The 17,970-nt window shown below is 74.2% G+C and carries 14 protein-coding genes; 3 read left to right on the forward strand and 11 right to left on the reverse strand.

Annotated features, from left to right (window positions below; translation table 11 throughout):
• Window positions 1–175: 175 nt before the first annotated feature.
• The 10 genes from ACFF45_RS22005 to rsmI all read right to left on the reverse strand — a co-directional run bounded on the left by ACFF45_RS22005 (window position 176) and on the right by rsmI (window position 13,233).
• Complete coding sequence (locus tag ACFF45_RS22005) at window positions 176–874, reverse strand: helix-turn-helix transcriptional regulator (protein ID WP_381348146.1); 699 nt, start codon at window positions 872–874, stop codon at window positions 176–178.
• 301 nt (window positions 875–1,175) lie between these two features.
• Window positions 1,176–2,972, reverse strand: a complete 1,797-nt coding sequence (locus ACFF45_RS22010; protein ID WP_381348147.1) for an outer membrane protein assembly factor BamB family protein — start codon at window positions 2,970–2,972, stop codon at window positions 1,176–1,178.
• 49 nt (window positions 2,973–3,021) lie between these two features.
• Complete coding sequence (locus ACFF45_RS22015) at window positions 3,022–4,833, reverse strand: outer membrane protein assembly factor BamB family protein (RefSeq protein WP_381348148.1); 1,812 nt, start codon at window positions 4,831–4,833, stop codon at window positions 3,022–3,024.
• Window positions 4,834–5,035: 202 nt separating this feature from the next.
• Window positions 5,036–6,835 (reverse strand): ABC-F family ATP-binding cassette domain-containing protein, encoded by a 1,800-nt coding sequence (locus ACFF45_RS22020; RefSeq protein ID WP_381348149.1) that lies wholly within the window; start codon window positions 6,833–6,835, stop codon window positions 5,036–5,038.
• A 650-nt stretch (window positions 6,836–7,485) separates the two neighbouring features.
• Window positions 7,486–8,385, reverse strand: coding sequence for a 4-(cytidine 5'-diphospho)-2-C-methyl-D-erythritol kinase (locus ACFF45_RS22025; protein WP_381348150.1), 900 nt, complete (start codon window positions 8,383–8,385; stop codon window positions 7,486–7,488).
• Entirely contained in the window at window positions 8,382–9,257 is an 876-nt protein-coding gene (gene rsmA, locus ACFF45_RS22030) for a 16S rRNA (adenine(1518)-N(6)/adenine(1519)-N(6))-dimethyltransferase RsmA (protein ID WP_381348151.1), read from the reverse strand. Before rsmA ends, ACFF45_RS22025 begins: the two co-directional genes overlap by 4 nt.
• Before the next feature lie 21 nt (window positions 9,258–9,278).
• The gene (locus ACFF45_RS22035) at window positions 9,279–10,775 is read right to left on the reverse strand and encodes a resuscitation-promoting factor (RefSeq protein ID WP_381348152.1); all 1,497 of its coding nucleotides are present in this window, start codon (window positions 10,773–10,775) and stop codon (window positions 9,279–9,281) included.
• 94 nt (window positions 10,776–10,869) lie between these two features.
• Window positions 10,870–11,817, reverse strand: coding sequence for a TatD family hydrolase (locus tag ACFF45_RS22040; RefSeq protein WP_381348153.1), 948 nt, complete (start codon window positions 11,815–11,817; stop codon window positions 10,870–10,872).
• Between the two features lie 37 nt (window positions 11,818–11,854).
• Window positions 11,855–12,226: a hypothetical protein gene (locus ACFF45_RS22045; protein WP_381348154.1), complete on the reverse strand. Its 372-nt coding sequence runs from the start codon at window positions 12,224–12,226 to the stop codon at window positions 11,855–11,857.
• Window positions 12,227–12,387: 161 nt separating this feature from the next.
• Window positions 12,388–13,233, reverse strand: a complete 846-nt coding sequence (rsmI, locus tag ACFF45_RS22050; protein WP_381348155.1) for a 16S rRNA (cytidine(1402)-2'-O)-methyltransferase — start codon at window positions 13,231–13,233, stop codon at window positions 12,388–12,390.
• A 62-nt stretch (window positions 13,234–13,295) separates the two neighbouring features.
• Here rsmI and ACFF45_RS22055 point away from each other — a divergent pair, with 62 nt between their 5' ends.
• Window positions 13,296–15,041: a dolichyl-phosphate-mannose--protein mannosyltransferase gene (locus ACFF45_RS22055; RefSeq protein ID WP_381348156.1), complete on the forward strand. Its 1,746-nt coding sequence runs from the start codon at window positions 13,296–13,298 to the stop codon at window positions 15,039–15,041.
• Window positions 15,042–15,074: 33 nt separating this feature from the next.
• Here ACFF45_RS22055 and ACFF45_RS22060 read toward each other — a convergent pair whose 3' ends face one another.
• A complete protein-coding gene (locus ACFF45_RS22060) occupies window positions 15,075–15,437 on the reverse strand; it encodes a hypothetical protein (RefSeq protein ID WP_381348157.1) in 363 nt (120 codons plus the stop codon).
• Window positions 15,438–15,668: 231 nt separating this feature from the next.
• Between ACFF45_RS22060 and ACFF45_RS22065 the strand changes: the two genes are divergently transcribed.
• A complete protein-coding gene (locus ACFF45_RS22065) occupies window positions 15,669–17,297 on the forward strand; it encodes a penicillin-binding transpeptidase domain-containing protein (protein WP_381348158.1) in 1,629 nt (542 codons plus the stop codon).
• A 279-nt stretch (window positions 17,298–17,576) separates the two neighbouring features.
• The gene (locus ACFF45_RS22070) at window positions 17,577–17,888 is read left to right on the forward strand and encodes a hypothetical protein (RefSeq protein ID WP_381348159.1); all 312 of its coding nucleotides are present in this window, start codon (window positions 17,577–17,579) and stop codon (window positions 17,886–17,888) included.
• Window positions 17,889–17,970 lie beyond the last annotated feature (82 nt).

Raw genomic sequence — 17,970 nt, forward strand, 5'->3', positions numbered from 1 at the left:
GACGGACACCCCCCGGCACGGCCCCGACCCACCCACCGGCAGACAGCGCCACAGCCACCACGCACCCCCCGCACAGGCCGCCGCAGGCACCCGACACCACCCCCGAACCCGCACAGCCCGCCGCAGGCACCCGACACCACCCCCGAACCCGCACAGCCCGCCGCAGGCACCCGCATCAGCCCTCACCCTCACGATCCGCACGACGCGGCAGCGGCCCCACCCGATCCAGTAACCCCGTCCGCGCCGCCAGCGCCGCCGCCTCCAGCCGGGACCCCACCCCCAGCTTCATCAGCACCCGCTGCACATGCGTACGCGCCGTGGACGGCGCGATCCCCATCCCCGCCGCGATCAGCCGCGTGTCCTCCCCGTCGGCCACCCGGACCAGCACCTCCACCTCCCTCGGCGTCAGCATCTCCAACAGCCGCTGCCCCTCGTCGTCCGGCTGCGCCGCGGGATTGAGCAGCTCACCGAAGGCCCCTTGGAGCAGCTGCGGCGCCACCGCCGCCTCCCCCACCCGCGCCTTCATGATGGCCCGCTCCACCCCCTCGATCCGCTCGTCGTGCCGCACATAGCCGGACGCCCCCGCCGCGAACGCCGCCGCGATCCCCCGCGGGCTCGGCACCGGCCCCAGCACCAGCACCGCCACCTGCCCCCGCTCCCGCTTGATCCGCAGCACGGGATCGAACGCCCCCGCCTCGGCCGGCGTGGCCGTCCCCCACAGGCACACCTCCGGCGCCCGCGCGATCACCAGCTCCGCCGCCCCCGCGGCCGGCGCCGCCGCGGCCAGCACCCGGTGCCCCCGCAACTTCAGCGCCGAGGCCAGCGCCTCGGCGAGCAACCGGTGGTCGTCGACCACCATGAGCCGCGCTCCCATCGAGCAACCCCCAGTCCCCCCAGTGGACGCCCACTATGGATGCCCAAGGGTCCCCACGGACAGACCCGGAACACACACAGCACACACCAAGTACAGCCCCCCGGACGACAGCCCCCCGGCCCGGCGTCCGTCATGCCCCGGAAGCTACATGCTTGTTCGACGTCGCGCCGCCCCTACTGGCGAGAAGTGCCCCGGATCGCCGAATTCCCCCAATTCGACAGCGATTCAGGCGTGTTGCGCGGTAAGCGCGCGGCCCCGCCCCGCAACCGGGACGGGGCCGCGCCGAACGACCGCCGAAGCCTCAGCCCTTCACCCCGAACGCGATGGCGAGGTACTCCTCCCCGCTCGCCTCCGAACCGCTGGCGTACACCTCGGACATGTACAACCGCCCCTGCGCGTACAGGACTTCGCCGTACCCCGGCTCCATCCCCGACTCCACGTCCCGCACCGACTCGGTCCCGGGGTTCTCCATCAGTGTGACCTGCTGGAAGCTGTCGCCGTCGATGCTGACGACCTGCCCGCCCTTGTCGTAGGGCCCGCTCTTGTACGCGAGCACGTTCGCCCCGTCCGTCCGCAACGGCGTCATCGTGTACCCGTCGCCCGCGTCCGCCCGCTGACCGGTCTGCCTGCCGCTCGCCAGGTCGAACGCGACGACCGAGTTGGTCCGGCCCAGCTCGCCGGAGGAGTCCTGCTCCTCCGTCGGCACGTACAGCCGGCCGTTGCCGACCGCGAGCCCCGTGCAGTCCTCGACGCGGGAGATCCCGTCGCACTCGGCGGCGTAGGAGTCACCCGGCGCCGAGATCCGCGCCCGCAGCGCGCCCGTGGTGTTGTCGACGGAGAAGAAGTCCGAGATACCGCTGCCGTCCCCGGCCGAGTCGCCCACGTCGGCCGCCACCACCAGCGGATCGGTCGACACGACACTGGCGTACTCGATGCCCTTGGCCATCCTGTACTCCGAGATCACCTTCCCGGACTTCGGGTCGATGGTCTGGATGTGCAGCTCCCGCGCCTCGTACTGACCGCACTTGCGCACCGCGACCAGCTTGGCGCCGCCGCCGTAGCCGGCGTCGTAGCAGGTGTCCGCGGGCTTGGGGCTCCACAGCGCCTTGCCGCTGGCGATGTCGAACGCGGCGCCGCCGCTCGTGCTGCCGACGGCGACCGTGCTCGCGCTCACGGTGACGTTGTCGAAGTGGATCGGCCGGTCGCCGGAGCCGGCGGTCCGGGTCCACAGCCTCTTGCCCGCGTTCAGGTCGATCGCCGCGACCTGGCTGCACCCCTCGGAGGAGTTCTTGGCGGGCATCCTCGGCTGGAAGACGACGGCCGTCCTCCCGTCCTCGGTGACGTGCCGGGTGGCCTCGCACACCGGCCCGGGCAGCGGGACGGTCCACAGCTCGGTGCCCTTGTCCCGGTCGTAGCCGACGATCTCGGCGACCCCGGTCTTGGCGTACACCGTGTCGGTGAGCCAGGAGCCGGCGACGACCACGGAGTCGTCCTCGGCCACCTCGGGCGCCGGGATCTGGAAGAGCACCTCGGAGCCCGGGTCGGCCGGCGCCTTCTCGCTGCCCTTGGCGGTGCCCTCGTCGCCGCCCTTGCCGTCGCCGCCCCCGTCGGCGCTCGCGGTGTCGTCCTTGCCGCCCTCGCCGGACGACGAGGAGTACCAGACGCCGCCGCCGATGATCAGCGCGATCGCCACCACGGCGGCCACGACGATGGCCACCTGGGCGTTCAGCGCCCGCCTGCCGCCTCCGGCCGGTCCGCCCGGCTGCCCGGCCTGCGGGTGCAGCGGCACGGTCGGCTGCGGATAGCCGTGGCCCGGCTGTCCGTACCCGGGCTGCGGCCCGGCCGCGGGCGGGCTCTGCGGATACCCGTACCCGGGCTGCGGCCGGGGCGGCTGCGGATTCCCGTACCCGGGCTGCGGCTGGGGCGGCTGCGGATTCCCGTACCCGGGCTGCGGCCGGGGCGGCTGCGGATAGCCGTACCCGGGCTGCTGCTGCGGCGCCGGGGGCGTGCCCGGCTGCTGCGGCGCGCCGAAGGCGGGCGGCTGCTGCGGCGGCTGCTGCGGGGGCTGGTTGGGCGGCGGCGGGGGCGGCTGGGTCATGACGTGGCTACCTCGGGGAGACGGGGACAGGACGGGTCGGCAGGGCGCGTCACTTGCCGTAGGCGAGCATCAGCTTCTCCTTGGCCTCGTCCTCGCCGGACAGCCGGGTGGTGGAGATGTAGAAGCGGCCGTCCACCCAGGCGATGTCCCGCGAGAAGAAGCCGTCCTCGATCTCCGCCGTGCCCGCGGGGTTCTGCAGGAGCGTGGTGGGCCGGTGGCCGGCGCCCGTCGTCGGGACGGAGACGATCCGGCCGCCCGCGTCGTACGACGGTTCGACGTACGCGATCAGCCGGCCGCCCTCGACGCGCAGCGGCAGCATCGACTCCTCCGCGGGTGACGTCACCCGCCACTTCTCCTCGCCGTCGGCGAGGCCGATCGCGACGATCTCGTTGGCGCCGCCGGTGGCCTCGGTGGGCAGGTAGAGGGTGTCCGGGTCGGCGGCGACGCCCTGGCAGCCGGTCAGGTCGCGCTGCAGGACGGACCAGCCGCACGCGGGCGCGAAGCTCTCGTCGACCTGCACCTGGGAGCGCAGGCCGCCCTTGGCGTCCAGGGTGGAGATGTTCCAGGCGTCCTCGTCCTCGTTGGTGCTGTAGACCACGAGCGGGTCGACGGAGTAGGTGCGCATGACGCGCCAGCCCTCGGTGAAGGCCCGGGTCCACTTCACCTCGCCGGTGCGCGGGTCCAGCTCCTGTATCTCGTCGTGCTCGTTGGCCGTGGCCGCGCCGCAGGACGCCACGGAGATCAGCCGGCTGCCGCCCGCGAAGGCGGCCGGGTAGCAGGCGTCGCCGTACTTCTTCTTGTCGAACAGCTTCTTGCCGGTGGCGGCGTCGTACGCCGTGCCGGACTGCGAGCGGCCCACCATCAGCGTGTCGCCGGCCAGGGTCAGCTCGACGGAGAGCGTGCTGTCGAACAGCGCGCCGTCCGCGACCTCGCCGCTCCAGCCCTTCTCGCCAGTGTTGAGGTCGACCTGCTGGAGCTGGTTGCACTCGGCGCGGTCGCTGGAGCCGTTCATGTACGCCACGACGATCTTGTCGTCGGCCGTCTTCTGCGGGGTGACCGAGCAGATGTCCTGCGGGAAGGCGATCGGGTCCCACGTCGGGCGGCCGTCGCCGACGTTGTAGGCGACGAGTTCCTTGTACGCCGCCTTCACCGCGGTTCTGGCGGTGATCCACATGCCGGGTGCGTCGGCGCCGGAACCGGGCGCGTCGGGCGCCTCCTTGTACCAGAGCACCTTCGCCTCGCCCGCCTTGCGGCCCTCGTTGAGGTCGTCCGGGTCGGCGCCGCCGCTCCCGCTGCCGTCACCGGGGTTGACCGGCAGGCCGGACCCGGTGGGCCCGGGGTCGTCGCTCCGCTCGGCGACCGGCTTGTCGTCGTCGCCGTCGGCCACGGCGTAGACGGCGCCGCCGATCAGCAGCAGCGCCACCACCGCGGCACCGACGGCCAGGGCCGGCTTGCCCCGGAAGGGGCCGCGCGAACCGGGGCCGGGGGGCGTGCCGGGGGCGCCGGGGTACGGCGGCTGCGGGTAGCCGTAGCCGGGCTGCCCGCCGTACGGGCCCGGCTGCTGCGGCGCGCCGTACGGACCCGGCTGCTGCGGCCCGCCGTACGGGCCCGGGGTGGGGTACGGCCCGGGCTGCTGGGGCGATCCGTAGGGGCCGGGCTGCTGCGGGTAGCCGTAGCCCGGCTGCGGCGGGCCCTGCGGGGGCTGGGCCGGCGGCGGGGGTGTGCCCTGGCGCGGGTCGTGCGGGGCACCGGAACCGCCGGCCTGCCGCGGGTCCCGCGGGGCGCCGAAGCCGCCGGCGGGCGGCTGGTCCTGTGGCGCGCCGAAGCCGCCACCCGGCGGCTGGTTGGGCGGCTGGGTCATCAGCGGTTCCCCCTTGTGACTGATGTGGCACCGCGCCCGTGGCGCTGCGTTCCCGCCACACCCGTGATTCTCAGACGGTTCTCGGACCGCCCTTTTCTATCACCCGGGGCCGACGGCGAACCGGGCCGAGCGCACCCCTGTGCCCAAGGGAGCACCGGCCCGTGATGCCCTTGTTACGCGCCTTCACGCCCCCTTCACGGGTTCACGCGTCCTCGGCGAGTTCCAGCCAGCGCAGCTCCAGTTCCTCCCGCTGGCCGGCCAGCTCCCGCAGCTCGGCGTCGAGTTCGGCCACCTTCGCGAAGTCCGTGGCGTGGTCGGCGATCCGGGCGTGCAGGGTGCTCTCCCGCTCGGAGACCTTGTCCAACTGACGCTCGATCCGCTGGAGTTCCTTCTTGGCCGCGCGCTGGTCGGCGGCGCTCTTCTCGGCCGCCGGCTTCACCGCGGCGGGTGCGGCGGCGGCGGCCTCCTCCATCTGCCGGCGCCGTTCCAGGTACTCGTCGATCCCGCGCGGCAGCATCCGCAGCGTGCCGTCGCCGAGCAGGGCGAACACCCGGTCGGTGGTGCGCTCCACGAAGAACCGGTCGTGGGAGATCACGATCATCGAACCGGGCCAGCCGTCGAGGACGTCCTCCAGCTGGGTCAGCGTCTCGATGTCGAGGTCGTTGGTCGGCTCGTCGAGGAAGAGGACGTTGGGCTCGTCCATCAGCAGCCGCAGCAGCTGGAGCCGGCGGCGCTCACCGCCGGACAGGTCCCCCACCGGCGTCCACTGCTTCTCCTTGCCGAAGCCGAACGTCTCGCACAGCTGCCCCGCGGTCATCTCCCGGCCCTTGCCGAGGTCGACGCGCTCGCGCACCCGCTGCACGGCCTCCAGCACCCGCCAGGTGGCGTCCAGCTCGGCGACCTCCTGGGAGAGGTAGGCCAGCCTGACCGTCTTGCCGACGGCGATCCGCCCGCCGGCCGGCTGCGCCTCGCCCTGGGTGCGGGCCGCCTCGGCCATGGCGCGCAGCAGGGAGGTCTTGCCCGCGCCGTTGACGCCGACCAGGCCGATGCGGTCGCCGGGGCCGAGCTGCCAGGTGACGTGCTTCAGGAGCACCTTCGGGCCGGCCTGGACGGTGATGTCCTCCAGGTCGAAGACGGTCTTGCCGAGCCGCGAGGAGGCGAACTTCATCAGCTCGGAGCTGTCCCGGGGCGGCGGCACGTCCTTGATCAGCTCGTTGGCGGCCTCGACCCGGAAGCGCGGCTTGGACGTGCGGGCGGGGGCGCCGCGGCGCAGCCAGGCCAGTTCCTTGCGGACCAGGTTCTGCCGCTTGACCTCTTCGGTCGCGGCGATGCGCTCGCGCTCGGCGCGGGCGAAGACGTAGTCGGAGTAGCCGCCCTCGTACTCGTGCACGACTCCGCGCTGGACGTCCCACATCCGGGTGCAGACCTGGTCCAGGAACCAGCGGTCGTGGGTGACGCAGACCAGCGCCGAGCGGCGCTCGCGCAGGTGCTGGGCGAGCCAGGCGATGCCCTCGACGTCGAGGTGGTTGGTGGGCTCGTCGAGGACGATCAGTTCCTGTTCCTCGATGAGCAGCTTGGCCAGCGCGATCCGGCGCCGCTCGCCACCGGAGAGCGGGCCGATCACGGTGTCCAGGCCCTTGGGGAAGCCGGGCAGGTCGAGACCGCCGAACAGGCCGGTGAGCACGTCGCGGACCTTGGCGTTGCCCGCCCACTCGTGGTCGGCCATGTCGCCGATCACCTCGTGGCGGACGGTGGCCCCGGGGTCGAGGGAGTCGTGCTGGGTGAGGACGCCCATGCGCAGGCCGCCGGAGTGGGTGACGCGGCCGGTGTCGGCCTCCTCCAGGCGGGCCAGCATCCGGATGAGGGTGGTCTTGCCGTCGCCGTTGCGGCCCACGACGCCGATGCGGTCCCCTTCCGAGACGCCGAGGGAGATGCCGTCCAGCAGGGCGCGGGTGCCGTACACCTTGCTGACGTTCTCGACATTGACCAGGTTGACGGCCATTTCGCTCCTGCTCGCGGGGATCGGTCAGCCTCCCAGCGTAACGGTCGCCGGGGGGTGGCCGGTGCCGCGCGGGTCAGCGGGCGGCGGCCGGGCGGTCGAGCCGGTCGCCGGCGCGACCGGACGCGTACCGCTGGTCGCCGGCCACCGCCAGGTGAGCGACCCGCGCTCGGCGGCCGGACACTCCGCCCCGGTCAGCCGGCGCGGACCGTCACGCCCGGACAACCGGTGCGGACCACCCCACCCGGACAGCCAGTGCGGACCACCGCACCCGGACAAACGCTGGCGACCACCCCACCCGGACAATCGATGCGGGCCGTCACGCCCGGTCAGCCGGCGCGGACCGTCACGCCCGGACAACCGGTGCAGACCACCCCACCCGGACAAACGCTGGCGACCACCCCACCCGGACAATCGATGCGGGCCGTCACGCCCGGTCAGCCGGCGCGGACCGTCACGCCCGGACAACCGGTGCAGACCACCCCACCCGGACAAACGCTGGCGACCACCCCACCCGGACAACCGGTGCGGGCCGTCACGCCCGGTCAGCCGGCGCGGACCGTCACGCCCGGACAACCGGTGCAGACCACCCCACCCGGACAAACGCTGGCGACCACCCCACCCGGACAACCGGTGCGGGCCGTCACGCCCGGTCAGCCGGCGCGGACCGTCGCGCCCGGGGCCGGGCCGGACGCCGTGCGTACCGTCCGGCACGTGCCCGACGCGTGCAGCGCCGCCGCCACCCGGGCCGCGGACTCCGGGTCGCGGACGAGGAAGGCGGTGGTCGGACCGGAGCCCGAGACCAGGGCGGCGAGGGCGCCGGCGGCGCGGCCCGCCGCGAGGGTGCCGGCGAGGGCGGGGAAGAGGGAGAGGGCGGCGGGCTGGAGGTCGTTGGAGACGGTGGCGGCGAGCGCGTCGGGGTCGCCCTTGGCGAGCGCGTCGAGCAGGTCGCGGGAGGCGACGGGCTCGGGGACGTCGGTGCCCGCGCCGAGCCGGTCGAACTCGCGGAAGACCGCCGGGGTCGACAGTCCCCGGTCCGCCATCGCGAACACCCAGTGGAAGGTGCCGCCGACCTCCAGCGCGGTCAGCCGCTCGCCCCGCCCGGTGCCCAGCGCCGCCCCGCCGACCAGGCTGAACGGCACGTCGCTGCCCAGCTCGGCGCAGATCTCCAGGAGTTCCTCGCGCGGGGCGCGGGTGCCCCACAGGACGTCGCAGGCGAGCAGCGCGCCCGCGCCGTCCGCGCTGCCGCCCGCCATGCCGCCGGCGACGGGGATGTCCTTGGCGATGTGCAGGTGGACGTCGGCCGTACGGCCGTACCGTGCGGCGAGCGCCTCGGCGGCGCGGGCCGCCAGGTTCGTGCGGTCCAGGGGGACCTGGTGGGCGTCGGGCCCGTCGCAGGTGACGCGCAGCTCGTCCGCCGCGGTGACCGTGACCTCGTCGTAGAGGCCGACCGCGAGGAAGACGTTGGCCAGGTCGTGGTAGCCGTCGGGGCGGGCGGCGCCGACCGCGAGCTGGACGTTGACCTTGGCGGGGACGCGGACCGTCACACTCACTGGCTCTCCTTGGCGGGTCCGGCCTCCGCGATCCGCGCGAACTGCTCGACGGTCAGGGACTCCCCGCGGGCCTGCGGGGAGACGCCCGCCGCGACGAGCGCCGCCTCGGCGGCCGCGGCCGAGCCGGCCCAGCCGGCGAGCGCGGCCCGCAGCGTCTTGCGGCGCTGGGCGAACGCCGCGTCGATGACGGCGAAGACCTCGCGCTGCGAGGCGGTGGTCCGCACCGGCTCGGTGCGGCGGATGAGCGAGACGAGCCCGCTGTCGACGTTCGGCGCGGGCCAGAAGACGTTGCGGCCGATGGCGCCGGCCCGCTTGACCTCGGCGAACCAGTTGGCCTTCACCGACGGCACGCCGTACACCTTGGAGCCGGGCGCCGCCGCGAGCCGGTCGGCGACCTCCGACTGCACCATCACCAGGGTGCGTTCGACGGACGGGAAGGTGTCGAGCATGTGCAGCAGGACGGGGACGGCCACGTTGTAGGGCAGGTTGGCCACCAGCGCGGTCGGGGCGGGGCCGGGCAGCTCGGTGACGTGCAGGGCGTCGGAGTGCACCAGCGCGAACCGGTCGGCGCGCTCCGGCATGCGCGCCGCGACGGTGGCGGGCAGCGCGGCGGCGAGCACGTCGTCGATCTCGACGGCGGTGACCCGGTCGGCCGCCTCCAGCAGCGCCAGCGTGAGCGAGCCGAGCCCGGGCCCGACCTCCACGACCACGTCGTCGGGGCGGACCTGCGCGGTGCGCACGATCCGGCGGACCGTGTTCGCGTCGATGACGAAGTTCTGGCCACGCTGCTTGGTGGGCCGTACGCCGAGGACGTCCGCGAGCTCGCGGACGTCGGCGGGGCCCAGAAGGGCGTCAGGGGAGGGGCTGCTCACGGGCCCAAGCCTATCCGTGGCTCACCCCCGCAATCGCGCCCCGCAGTGCGGCCACGGGCTGGCCCCGCGGCGGACGTAGAGCTTCTTCGCCCGGTAGGTCTGTTCCGCCGCCGGGGCGTCCTGGGGGCGGCCGGTGCCGCCGAGGCTGTGCCAGGTGCGGGTGTCGAACTGGTACAGGCCGCCGTACGTGCCGGAGGGGTCGACTGCGTCGGGGCGGCCGCCGGACTCGCAGACGGCGAGGCCCTGCCAGTCCAGGTCGTCGGCGCCCCGCACGGAGGCGGGCAGCGCTCTGGTGCCGACCTTCACGATCCGCGCGGTGGGTTCGCGCACCAGCTCGGTCCTGATCCGGCGGGGCTGCTGCCGGACCCCGTTGACGGTCCGCAGCGCGTAGGTGATCCGGCGCAGCCCCGGCTGCCCCGCCTGCTCGACCGTCTCGGTGCCCTGGAACACCGCCGGGTCCGCGATCCGCCGCACCTCGAACGGGATCTCCTCCTCCCGGGTCTCCCGGCCGCCGGTGATGCGCAGCACGGTGACCGTCTGCCCGTCGCGCGGGAAGCTGCCGGGCGGGACGGAGGTGGTGTCCTCGCCGCGCAGGGTGATCCCGGCCTGCCGGACGGCCTCGCCGACGGTGGCGGCGTTGGTGCGGACGGTGCGGGCCCGGCCGTCGGCCATGACGGTGACCGAGCGCTCGGTGCGCACGTCGAGGGCGAGTCCGGCCCGCCCGATGCGCTGGGAGCGCGCGGTGGACAGGTAGGCGCCCTCCGCACGCACCCCGAGCTGTGCGAGCACCTCGTCCACCGTCCGGGCCGTCGTCCACACCTCCCGCCGGTGGCCGTCGAGGGTGAGTCGCACGGGGCGGCCGTAGGCCACGGCGATCTCGTCGCCGTCGCCGAGTTCCGTGCCGGGCGCGGGCGCGACCACGTCGTGCGCGCCGACCCCGACGCCCTCCTCGGCGAGCAGTTCCCCGACGTCGTCGGCGAAGGTGTGCAGGCGGCGGGGCTCGCCGTCGACGGTCAGCTCGACGGCCTTGTCCTCGGCGACGAAGGCGGTGGTGCCGCCGGCGAGGAACGCCATGACCAGGGCCCGCGGCAGCAGTCGGCGCACGGAGGCGTCCGGGCGCTCGGCGTAGCGGCCCCTGCGCCGGCGCGCGGCCCGCCCGTCCGCCCGGGGGCGCACGAGGGGCGCGGGGTGCTCCGGCGCGCTCTGCCGGGGCAGCAGGGGCTCGGCCGTCTCGTAGGCGGGCCGGTAGGTGTCGGCGTACGCGTCGCCGCCGTCCGGGTCGCCGCCCACGGGTCCGCACGGATCGCCGTACGCATCCTCGTGGGTGTCGTCGTACGTGTCACCGCGGACGTCCCCGTACGAGTCGCCGTCCGGGCCGTACGCGGGGTACGGGGCGGCGTGCGGGAGCGGCGGGGCTCCGTGCGCGTCGAAGCCGGGGCGGCCCGGGGGCGGCCCGTACGTCTCGACGGTCTCGTACGGCCGGTAGGTCCCGTAGGTCTCGAACTGGGAGTGGCTCACGCCGACGCGCTCCAGGGGCCGGAGGGGGTCCAGAGGGGTCCGGATCGGGCACCAGAACCTAGCGGAGCGGTCGTCACTCTCCAAAGCGGCGCGGCTACCCGGAGTAGTGCGCCGTGGGGCGGTAACCGAAGGCGCGGGCCGTGTTGGCGCCGAGGGCGGTGGCCATCTCGTCCTCGCCGATGCCGCGCACGGCCGCCATCGCGCGCACCGTGACGGGGACCAGATACGGGGCGTTGGGCCGCCCGCGGTAGGGCGCGGGCGTCAGGAACGGCGCGTCGGTCTCGACCAGGACCAGCTCCAGCGGGGCCACGGCCAGCGCGTCCCGCAGGTTCTGGGCGTTCTTGAAGGTGACGTTGCCGGCGAAGGACAGGTAGTACCCGGCGCGGGCGCACACCTCGGCCATCTCGGCGTCGCCGGAGTAGCAGTGGAACACCGTCCGCTCCGGCGCGCCCTCCTCCTTCAGGATGCGCAGCACGTCCGCGTGGGCCTCGCGGTCGTGGATCACCAGCGCCTTGCCGTGCCGCTTGGCGATCTCGATGTGCGCCCGGAACGACCGCTCCTGTGCCGCCCTGCCCTCGGGCCCGGTGCGGAAGTGGTCCAGCCCGGTCTCGCCGACCGCCTTCACGTGCGGCAGCGCGGCGAGCCGCTCGATCTCGGCGAGCGCGTCGTCCAGCCCGGCGTCCCCACCGGGCTCGCGCGCCCCCTGCCGGGACCAGCCGTCCGGGTCCCCGTGGACGAGGCGCGGCGCCTCGTTGGGGTGCAGCGCGACGGCCGCGTGCACGGTGTCGTACGCCGCCGCCGTCTCGGCCGCCCACCGGGAGCCGGCCACGTCGCAGCCGACCTGCACCACGGTGGTGACCCCGACCGACGCGGCCTTCGCGAGGCCCTCCGCCACCGTGCCGGACTGCATGTCGAGGTGCGTGTGCGAGTCGGCGACCGGCACGTTCAGGGGCGGCGGGAGGGGCGGGGCGGCGTCCTTGCCGGAGGCGGACCGGGCGGCGGCCCCGGAGGCGGGCTGGGAGGCGGGCTGGGAGGCGGGCATGCCCCGATCGTACGAGAGGGGCATGCCCGCGATCAGCTCAGCCGGCCTTGCGCTGGAACGGGTGCAGGAGGCCGGACAGCTGCCAGTGGTGCGGCTGCCGGGGCACCGCCGGCGGCTCCGCGGACGGCCGCCGCGCCGCGTTCCGGGCCGACGCCACCCGGCCGGGGCGCATGATCCGCACGACGTGCCCCTCGCAGCGGGCGCACGCCGGCCGGCTCAGCGGCGACGGCACCACCCGCCCGTCCGCCACGTACAGCACGAACGCGTGGCCCCGGCCGTCGACGTGGTGCTCTATCTCGTACGCCTGCTCCCACCCGTGCCCGCAGCGCATGCAGGCGAAGGAGTAGGACTCGTGGACGACGGCGGTGGCCCCGTCGCGCAGACCGGTTGGCTCTGTGAACTCGTTCATGCCGGCTCCCGTGATCCGCTGGTGGAACGGGTGCGTTCCGTCCCCCAGTGGACCGCCGCACGGGCCCCCGGGCACGCGACCTGCTGAAGTGTTGGGCGGGACTTGGGGGTTGCTTGCCCCAGGTCCCGTCACCCTTTACCGGCGGTTGGCACGGGCGTGGCTCACGGCGTGCCCTTCGCGGCGACCACGGCGTCGAAGACGACCCGCTTGGGCACGCCCGCTTCCACGGCCACCGCCGCGATCGCCTCCTTGCGCCGCTCCCCGGCCTCCTCCCGCACCCGCACCCGCCGCACCAGCTCCGCCTCGCCGATCTCCTCCGGGCCCCGCTCGGGAGCGCCCTCGACCACCACGGTGATCTCCCCGCGCACCCCGTCCGCCGCCCACTCGGCCAGCTCCCCCAGCGGGCCCCGCCGCACCTCCTCGTACGTCTTGGTCAGCTCCCGGCACACCGCCGCCCGCCGCCTCGCCCCGAACACCTCGGCCATCGCCGCGAGCGTGTCGTCCAGCCGGTGCGGGGCCTCGAAGTAGACCAGCGTCCGGCGCTCCCCGGCCACCTCCCGCAGCCGCGACAGGCGCTCGCCCGCCTTCCGCGGCAGGAACCCCTCGAAGCAGAACCGGTCCACCGGCAGCCCGGACAGCGCCAGGGCGGTCAGCACGGCGGAGGGCCCGGGCACCGCGGTGACCCGGACGTCCCGTTCCACGGCCGCCGCGACCAGCCGGTACCCGGGGTCCGACACCGAGGGCATCCCGGCGTCGGTGACGAGCAGCACCCGCGCGCCGCCCACCAGCTCCTCGACCAGCTCCGGCGTGCGCGCCGCCTCGTTGCCCTCGAAGTACGACACGATCCGCCCCCGGGGCGTCACCCCCAGCGCCTGGGTCAGCCGCCGCAGCCGCCGCGTGTCCTCGGCGGCGACCACGTCCGCCCGCGCCAGCTCCTCGGAGAGCCTCGGCGGGGCGTCCGCGACGTCGCCGATGGGGGTGCCTGCCAACACAAGGGTTCCTGTCACGTTTCCATCCTCGCAGGGGCGGCCCACGGGACTCCCGCGGAAGGGTTCCCTACGATGGCGCGGTGACCAGTACCGCGTCCTCCACGGACATCCGGCAGGACCAGGCCTCCCACGAGCAGCGGCCCTCGTGGCAGCAGCGGCTGCGCCGTTTCGGACACACCCCGGCCGGCCCCCGCGGCGACGTCCGGGACCGGCTCGTGCCGCCGTACGCCGAGCCCGGCCCGCGGCTGTGGGCGGCGCTCGGGGTCGGTCACCCGTCGGCCGAGCGGCTCACCCGCTGGTCGGGCTGGGGCGGGCCGCTGCTGGTGACGCTGTTCGCGGGGGTGCTGCGGTTCTGGAACCTGGGCAGCCCGAAGGCGGTGATATTCGACGAGACGTACTACGCCAAGGACGCGTGGGCGCTCGTCCACCGCGGGTTCGAGGTCAACTGGGACAAGAACGTCAACGATCTGATCCTGTCCCGGAACGGCGACGTGCCCGTTCCGACGGACGCGGCGTACGTCGTGCACCCGCCGGTCGGCAAGTACGTCATCGGGCTGGGCGAGCTGGTGTTCGGGTTCGACCCGTTCGGCTGGCGGTTCATGACGGCGCTGCTGGGCACGCTGTCGGTGCTGCTGCTGTGCCGGATCGGCCGCCGGCTGTTCCGCTCCACGTTCCTCGGCTGCCTCGCGGGCGCGCTGCTGGCGGTGGACGGGCTGCACTTCGTGATGAGCCGGACCGCGCTGCTGGACGGCGTGCTGATGTTCTTCGTGCTGGCGGCGTTCGGCTGCCTGCTGGCCGACCGGGACCGGGCGCGGGCGAGACTGGCCGCCGCGCTGCCCGTGGACGCCGAGGGCCGGGCCCGCCCGCACGCCGCCACGGCGGAGGGCACCCGCATCGGGTGGCGGCCGTGGCGGGTCGCGGCGGGCCTGATGCTGGGCCTGGCCATCGGCACCAAGTGGAACGGCCTGTACATCCTGGCCGCGTTCTGCGTGCTGGCGGTGCTGTGGGACGTCGGCGCCCGCAGGGTGGCGGGCGCCCGGCACCCGTACCGGGCGGTGATCAGGCGCGACCTCGGCTGGGCGTTCCTGTCGACGGTCCCCGTCGCGGTCGTCACCTACGTGGTGTCCTGGACCGGCTGGATCCTCTCCGCCTCCGACGGCACGGGCGGCTACTACCGCGACTGGGCGGCGACGGACGGCGAGGACAGCGGCTGGTCCTGGCTGTTCCCGGACTGGTGGCGCAGCCTGTGGCACTACGAGACCCAGGTGTACGAGTTCCACGTCGGCCTGTCCTCGCCGCACACCTACCAGTCCAACCCGTGGAGCTGGATCGTCACCGGCCGCCCGGTATCGTACTTCTACGAGTCCCCCGCTCCCGGCGCGGACGGCTGTCCGGCGGACGCGGGCGAGAAGTGCGCGCGCGAGGTGCTGGCGCTGGGTACCCCGATGCTGTGGTGGGTGGCCTGCTTCGCGCTGCTGTACGTGCTGTGGCGGTGGTTCTTCCGCCGCGACTGGCGGGCGGGCGCGATCGCCTGCGGGATCGTGGCGGGCTATCTGCCGTGGTTCCTGTACCAGGAGCGGACGATCTTCTTCTTCTACGCGGTGGTCTTCGTGCCGTTCCTCTGCCTGGCGGTCGCGATGCTGATCGGCGCCCTGGCCGGCCCGCCCGGCTCCACCGACACCCGCCGGGTGGCCGGCGCCACGGGTGCCGGTGTGCTGGTGCTGCTGATCGCCTGGAACTTCGTGTACTTCTGGCCGATCTACACCGGCCAGACCGTCCCGATCGACTCCTGGCGGTCCCGCATGTGGCTGGACACCTGGGTCTAGGTCCTGTCCGGCCGGGCGGCTCGGGGTGGCGGGTCAGCGGTGGTGGCAGCGCCAGGAGGCGTGATCGAACGCGTCTTCGTAGGCGTTGCGGTAGCCGTGCCGGTAACCGGCCCGGTAGTCGCGGTTGCCGCGGTCGGTCCAGGGGCGGTAGTGCTCGCGGTAGTCGCACCGGCGGCCGTCCCGGGCACCGTCCCGCAGGCCCCACCGGGAGCCGTCGGCGTAGCCGCGCCGGTAGTCGCGGGGCGAGGCGGGTGCGGCGGCGCCGAGCGATCCCGGTGCCGCCACCGCCGCCGTGTCGAGGGCGACGGCCTGGGGAGCCGCGGCCGCCGGGAGCGCGACAGCGGTCGCGAAGGCGAGCGGGGCGACGAGCGAGACCAGGATTCTTCGTGTACGCATACCAGACTCCTTGCGGGCACAGTGCGCTGAAGGCCCGCCTCAAGGGCTGTGGAGAGCACGGATTCGTACCGTGCAGGGCCTTCATCTCCTTGGTACGCCTCCTCCACTTGGGTGTCCAATTGAGGCATATGCACCTGTATGGCCCTGCGCTAACAATCTGAAAAACACTCGCCCAACTCCCCACAGCCCCTGCCTACAGTGCGGAGACCGGATACGGGGAGGGAGCGCATCGTGCGCAAGGGGGTCAAGGTCGCCGTCGTCGGCGGGGTGTTCACCGCGATGGTCACCGGCGCCGGGTACGGCGCCTACAACTTCGTGACCGCGCTGAACGGTGACGGCGCGACAGCGACCGCGAGCGAGCCCGATCCCGTGCGGACCGGGCCGCCGAGCGGCACGGAGGTCGCGGAGACCAGCCGCGCGTTCTTCGCCGCCTGGGAGCGGGGGCAGGGCGCCAGGGCCGCGTCGTACACCGACTTCGCGGAGGCGGCCGAGCCCGTGCTGACCTCCTTCGGGCGGGACGCGCACCTCACCGGCGTGACCGTCACCCCGGGCCGGGCGCAGGGGCCGACCGTGCCGTTCTCGGTGCGGGCGACGGTGTCGTACGGCGGCCGGAGCAAGCCGCTGGCCTACGACAGCCGGCTCACCGTGGTGCGCGGGGAGACCACCGGCCGGGCGCTGGTGGACTGGGAACCGTCCGTGGTGCACCCCGTTCTGAGGGACGGTGACATCCTTGTCACCGGGGAGTCCGCGAGCCCGCCGGTCGAGGCGGTGGACCGCACGGGCACCGTGCTGACGCCGGAGACCTACCCCTCACTCGGCCCGGTCCTGGACGAACTGCGCGCCCGCTACGGCGACCGGGCCGGCGGCACCCCCGGTGTCGAGCTCGCCGTCCGCCACACGGGCGGAGCCGCCGACACCCCGCTGCTCACGCTCGCCAAGGGCGTGCCCGGCAAGCTGCGCACGACGCTGAGCGCGACCGCGCAGGCCGCCGCCGAACGGGCGGTCGCGCGGTACGCCGAGTCCTCCGTCGTCGCCGTGCAGCCGAGCACCGGCGAGATCCTGGCGGTCGCCAACAACCGCGCGGACGCCTGGAACGCGGCGTTCCTCGGGGAGGTGGCGCCCGGCTCGACGATGAAGATCCTCAGCGCGGCCACTCTCATCGACAACGGGGTCACCCGCATGGACGGGCCCGCGCCCTGCCCCGACTCGGCGGTCTGGCAGAGCCAGACCTTCCACAACCGCGCCGAACTGGCCCCGGACGACGGGGCCACCCTCTCCGAGAGCTTCGCGAACTCCTGCAACACCGCTTTCATCAAGTTCGCGGACGAGTTGGCGGTGGACTCGCTGACCCGGGAGGCGCAGGACCGGTTCGGGCTCGGCCGCGACGACTGGAAGGTCGGCGTGCCCTCCTTCGACGGCTCGGTCCCCGCCTCCGGCGGCCCGGACACCGCCGCCGACCTGATCGGCCAGGGCCGGGTGCAGATGAGCCCGCTGAACATGGCCTCGGTCACCGCGACCGCCATGACGGGCGTCTTCCGGCAGCCGGTGATCGTGCCGCGCGCCCTGGACGGACGGGAACTGGCCACGGCCCAGGGTCTGTCGGGCGACACCGTGGCCCAGCTGCGCGCCATGATGAACCGCGCCGCCACCAGCGGCACCGCCGCCCCCGTGATGTCCGGGCTGTCCGGCAGCACCGGCGCCAAGACCGGTTCGGCGGAGGTCGCGGGCAACACCAAGGCGGACAGCTGGTTCACTGGCTACCGCGACGATCTCGCCGCCGCGGCCATGGTCCAGCAGGGCGGACGGGGCGGCGAGGCCGCCGGTCCGATCGTGGCGGACGTGCTGCGCGCCGGTGGCTGACATCACCCGCACAGGCGGGGACTCCAGTGCCGCGGCAGGCAGCGTCTGCCCGTGACGGAGCGGCGGCCGGTGCGTGCTCTCGGCGGGCCGGCCGGAAGCCCTCGTACGGGACGTACTCGGGCTTTCGTCCGGTGCGGCGGGAGTGCGTGCCAGGCGTCGCGACGGGGCGAACGTCGCCTGCCGCGGCACTGGGCGCGCGCTCCGGCACCCGCCCCCTGAGGCACGCGTCACGCACCCTGCCCGTCGCCGTCCGGTCTACCCGTGGGTAGCATCCTGGCCATGGGAGACACGCAGCAGGTGGACGAGCGCCGGGTGAACCGGCTCACCAAGCAGATCAGCGCCTTCGCCAGGGCCCACGGCGGAGCGGAGGCCCAGGTCGCCTACCTCGGGCAGCGCGGCGCCCGGATCGTGCTGGTCGGCGAGGACGGCGGCTGGGGCGACCTGGTGGCGCCGTCGTACGCGACCGCCGAGAAGGCGGTGGAGAGGTCCGGCCTCACCGTCCACGAGGCCTTCGACGGTGAGTTCGCGGCGAAGGTGAAGACCGGCCCGTACGAGTGGAAGCGGATGGCCGGGATCCAGATCGGCGGCTGACCGGCGTCTCTTCTCCCGGTGGGCGGCGGGCGCAACACCTGACACCCGGTTCACCCGTTAGGACCCGCAGGAGTACGTGGCC

Origin of the sequence: Streptomyces cinereospinus, from assembly GCF_042430725.1 — a bacterium.
Lineage (GTDB): Bacteria > Actinomycetota > Actinomycetes > Streptomycetales > Streptomycetaceae > Streptomyces > Streptomyces cinereospinus.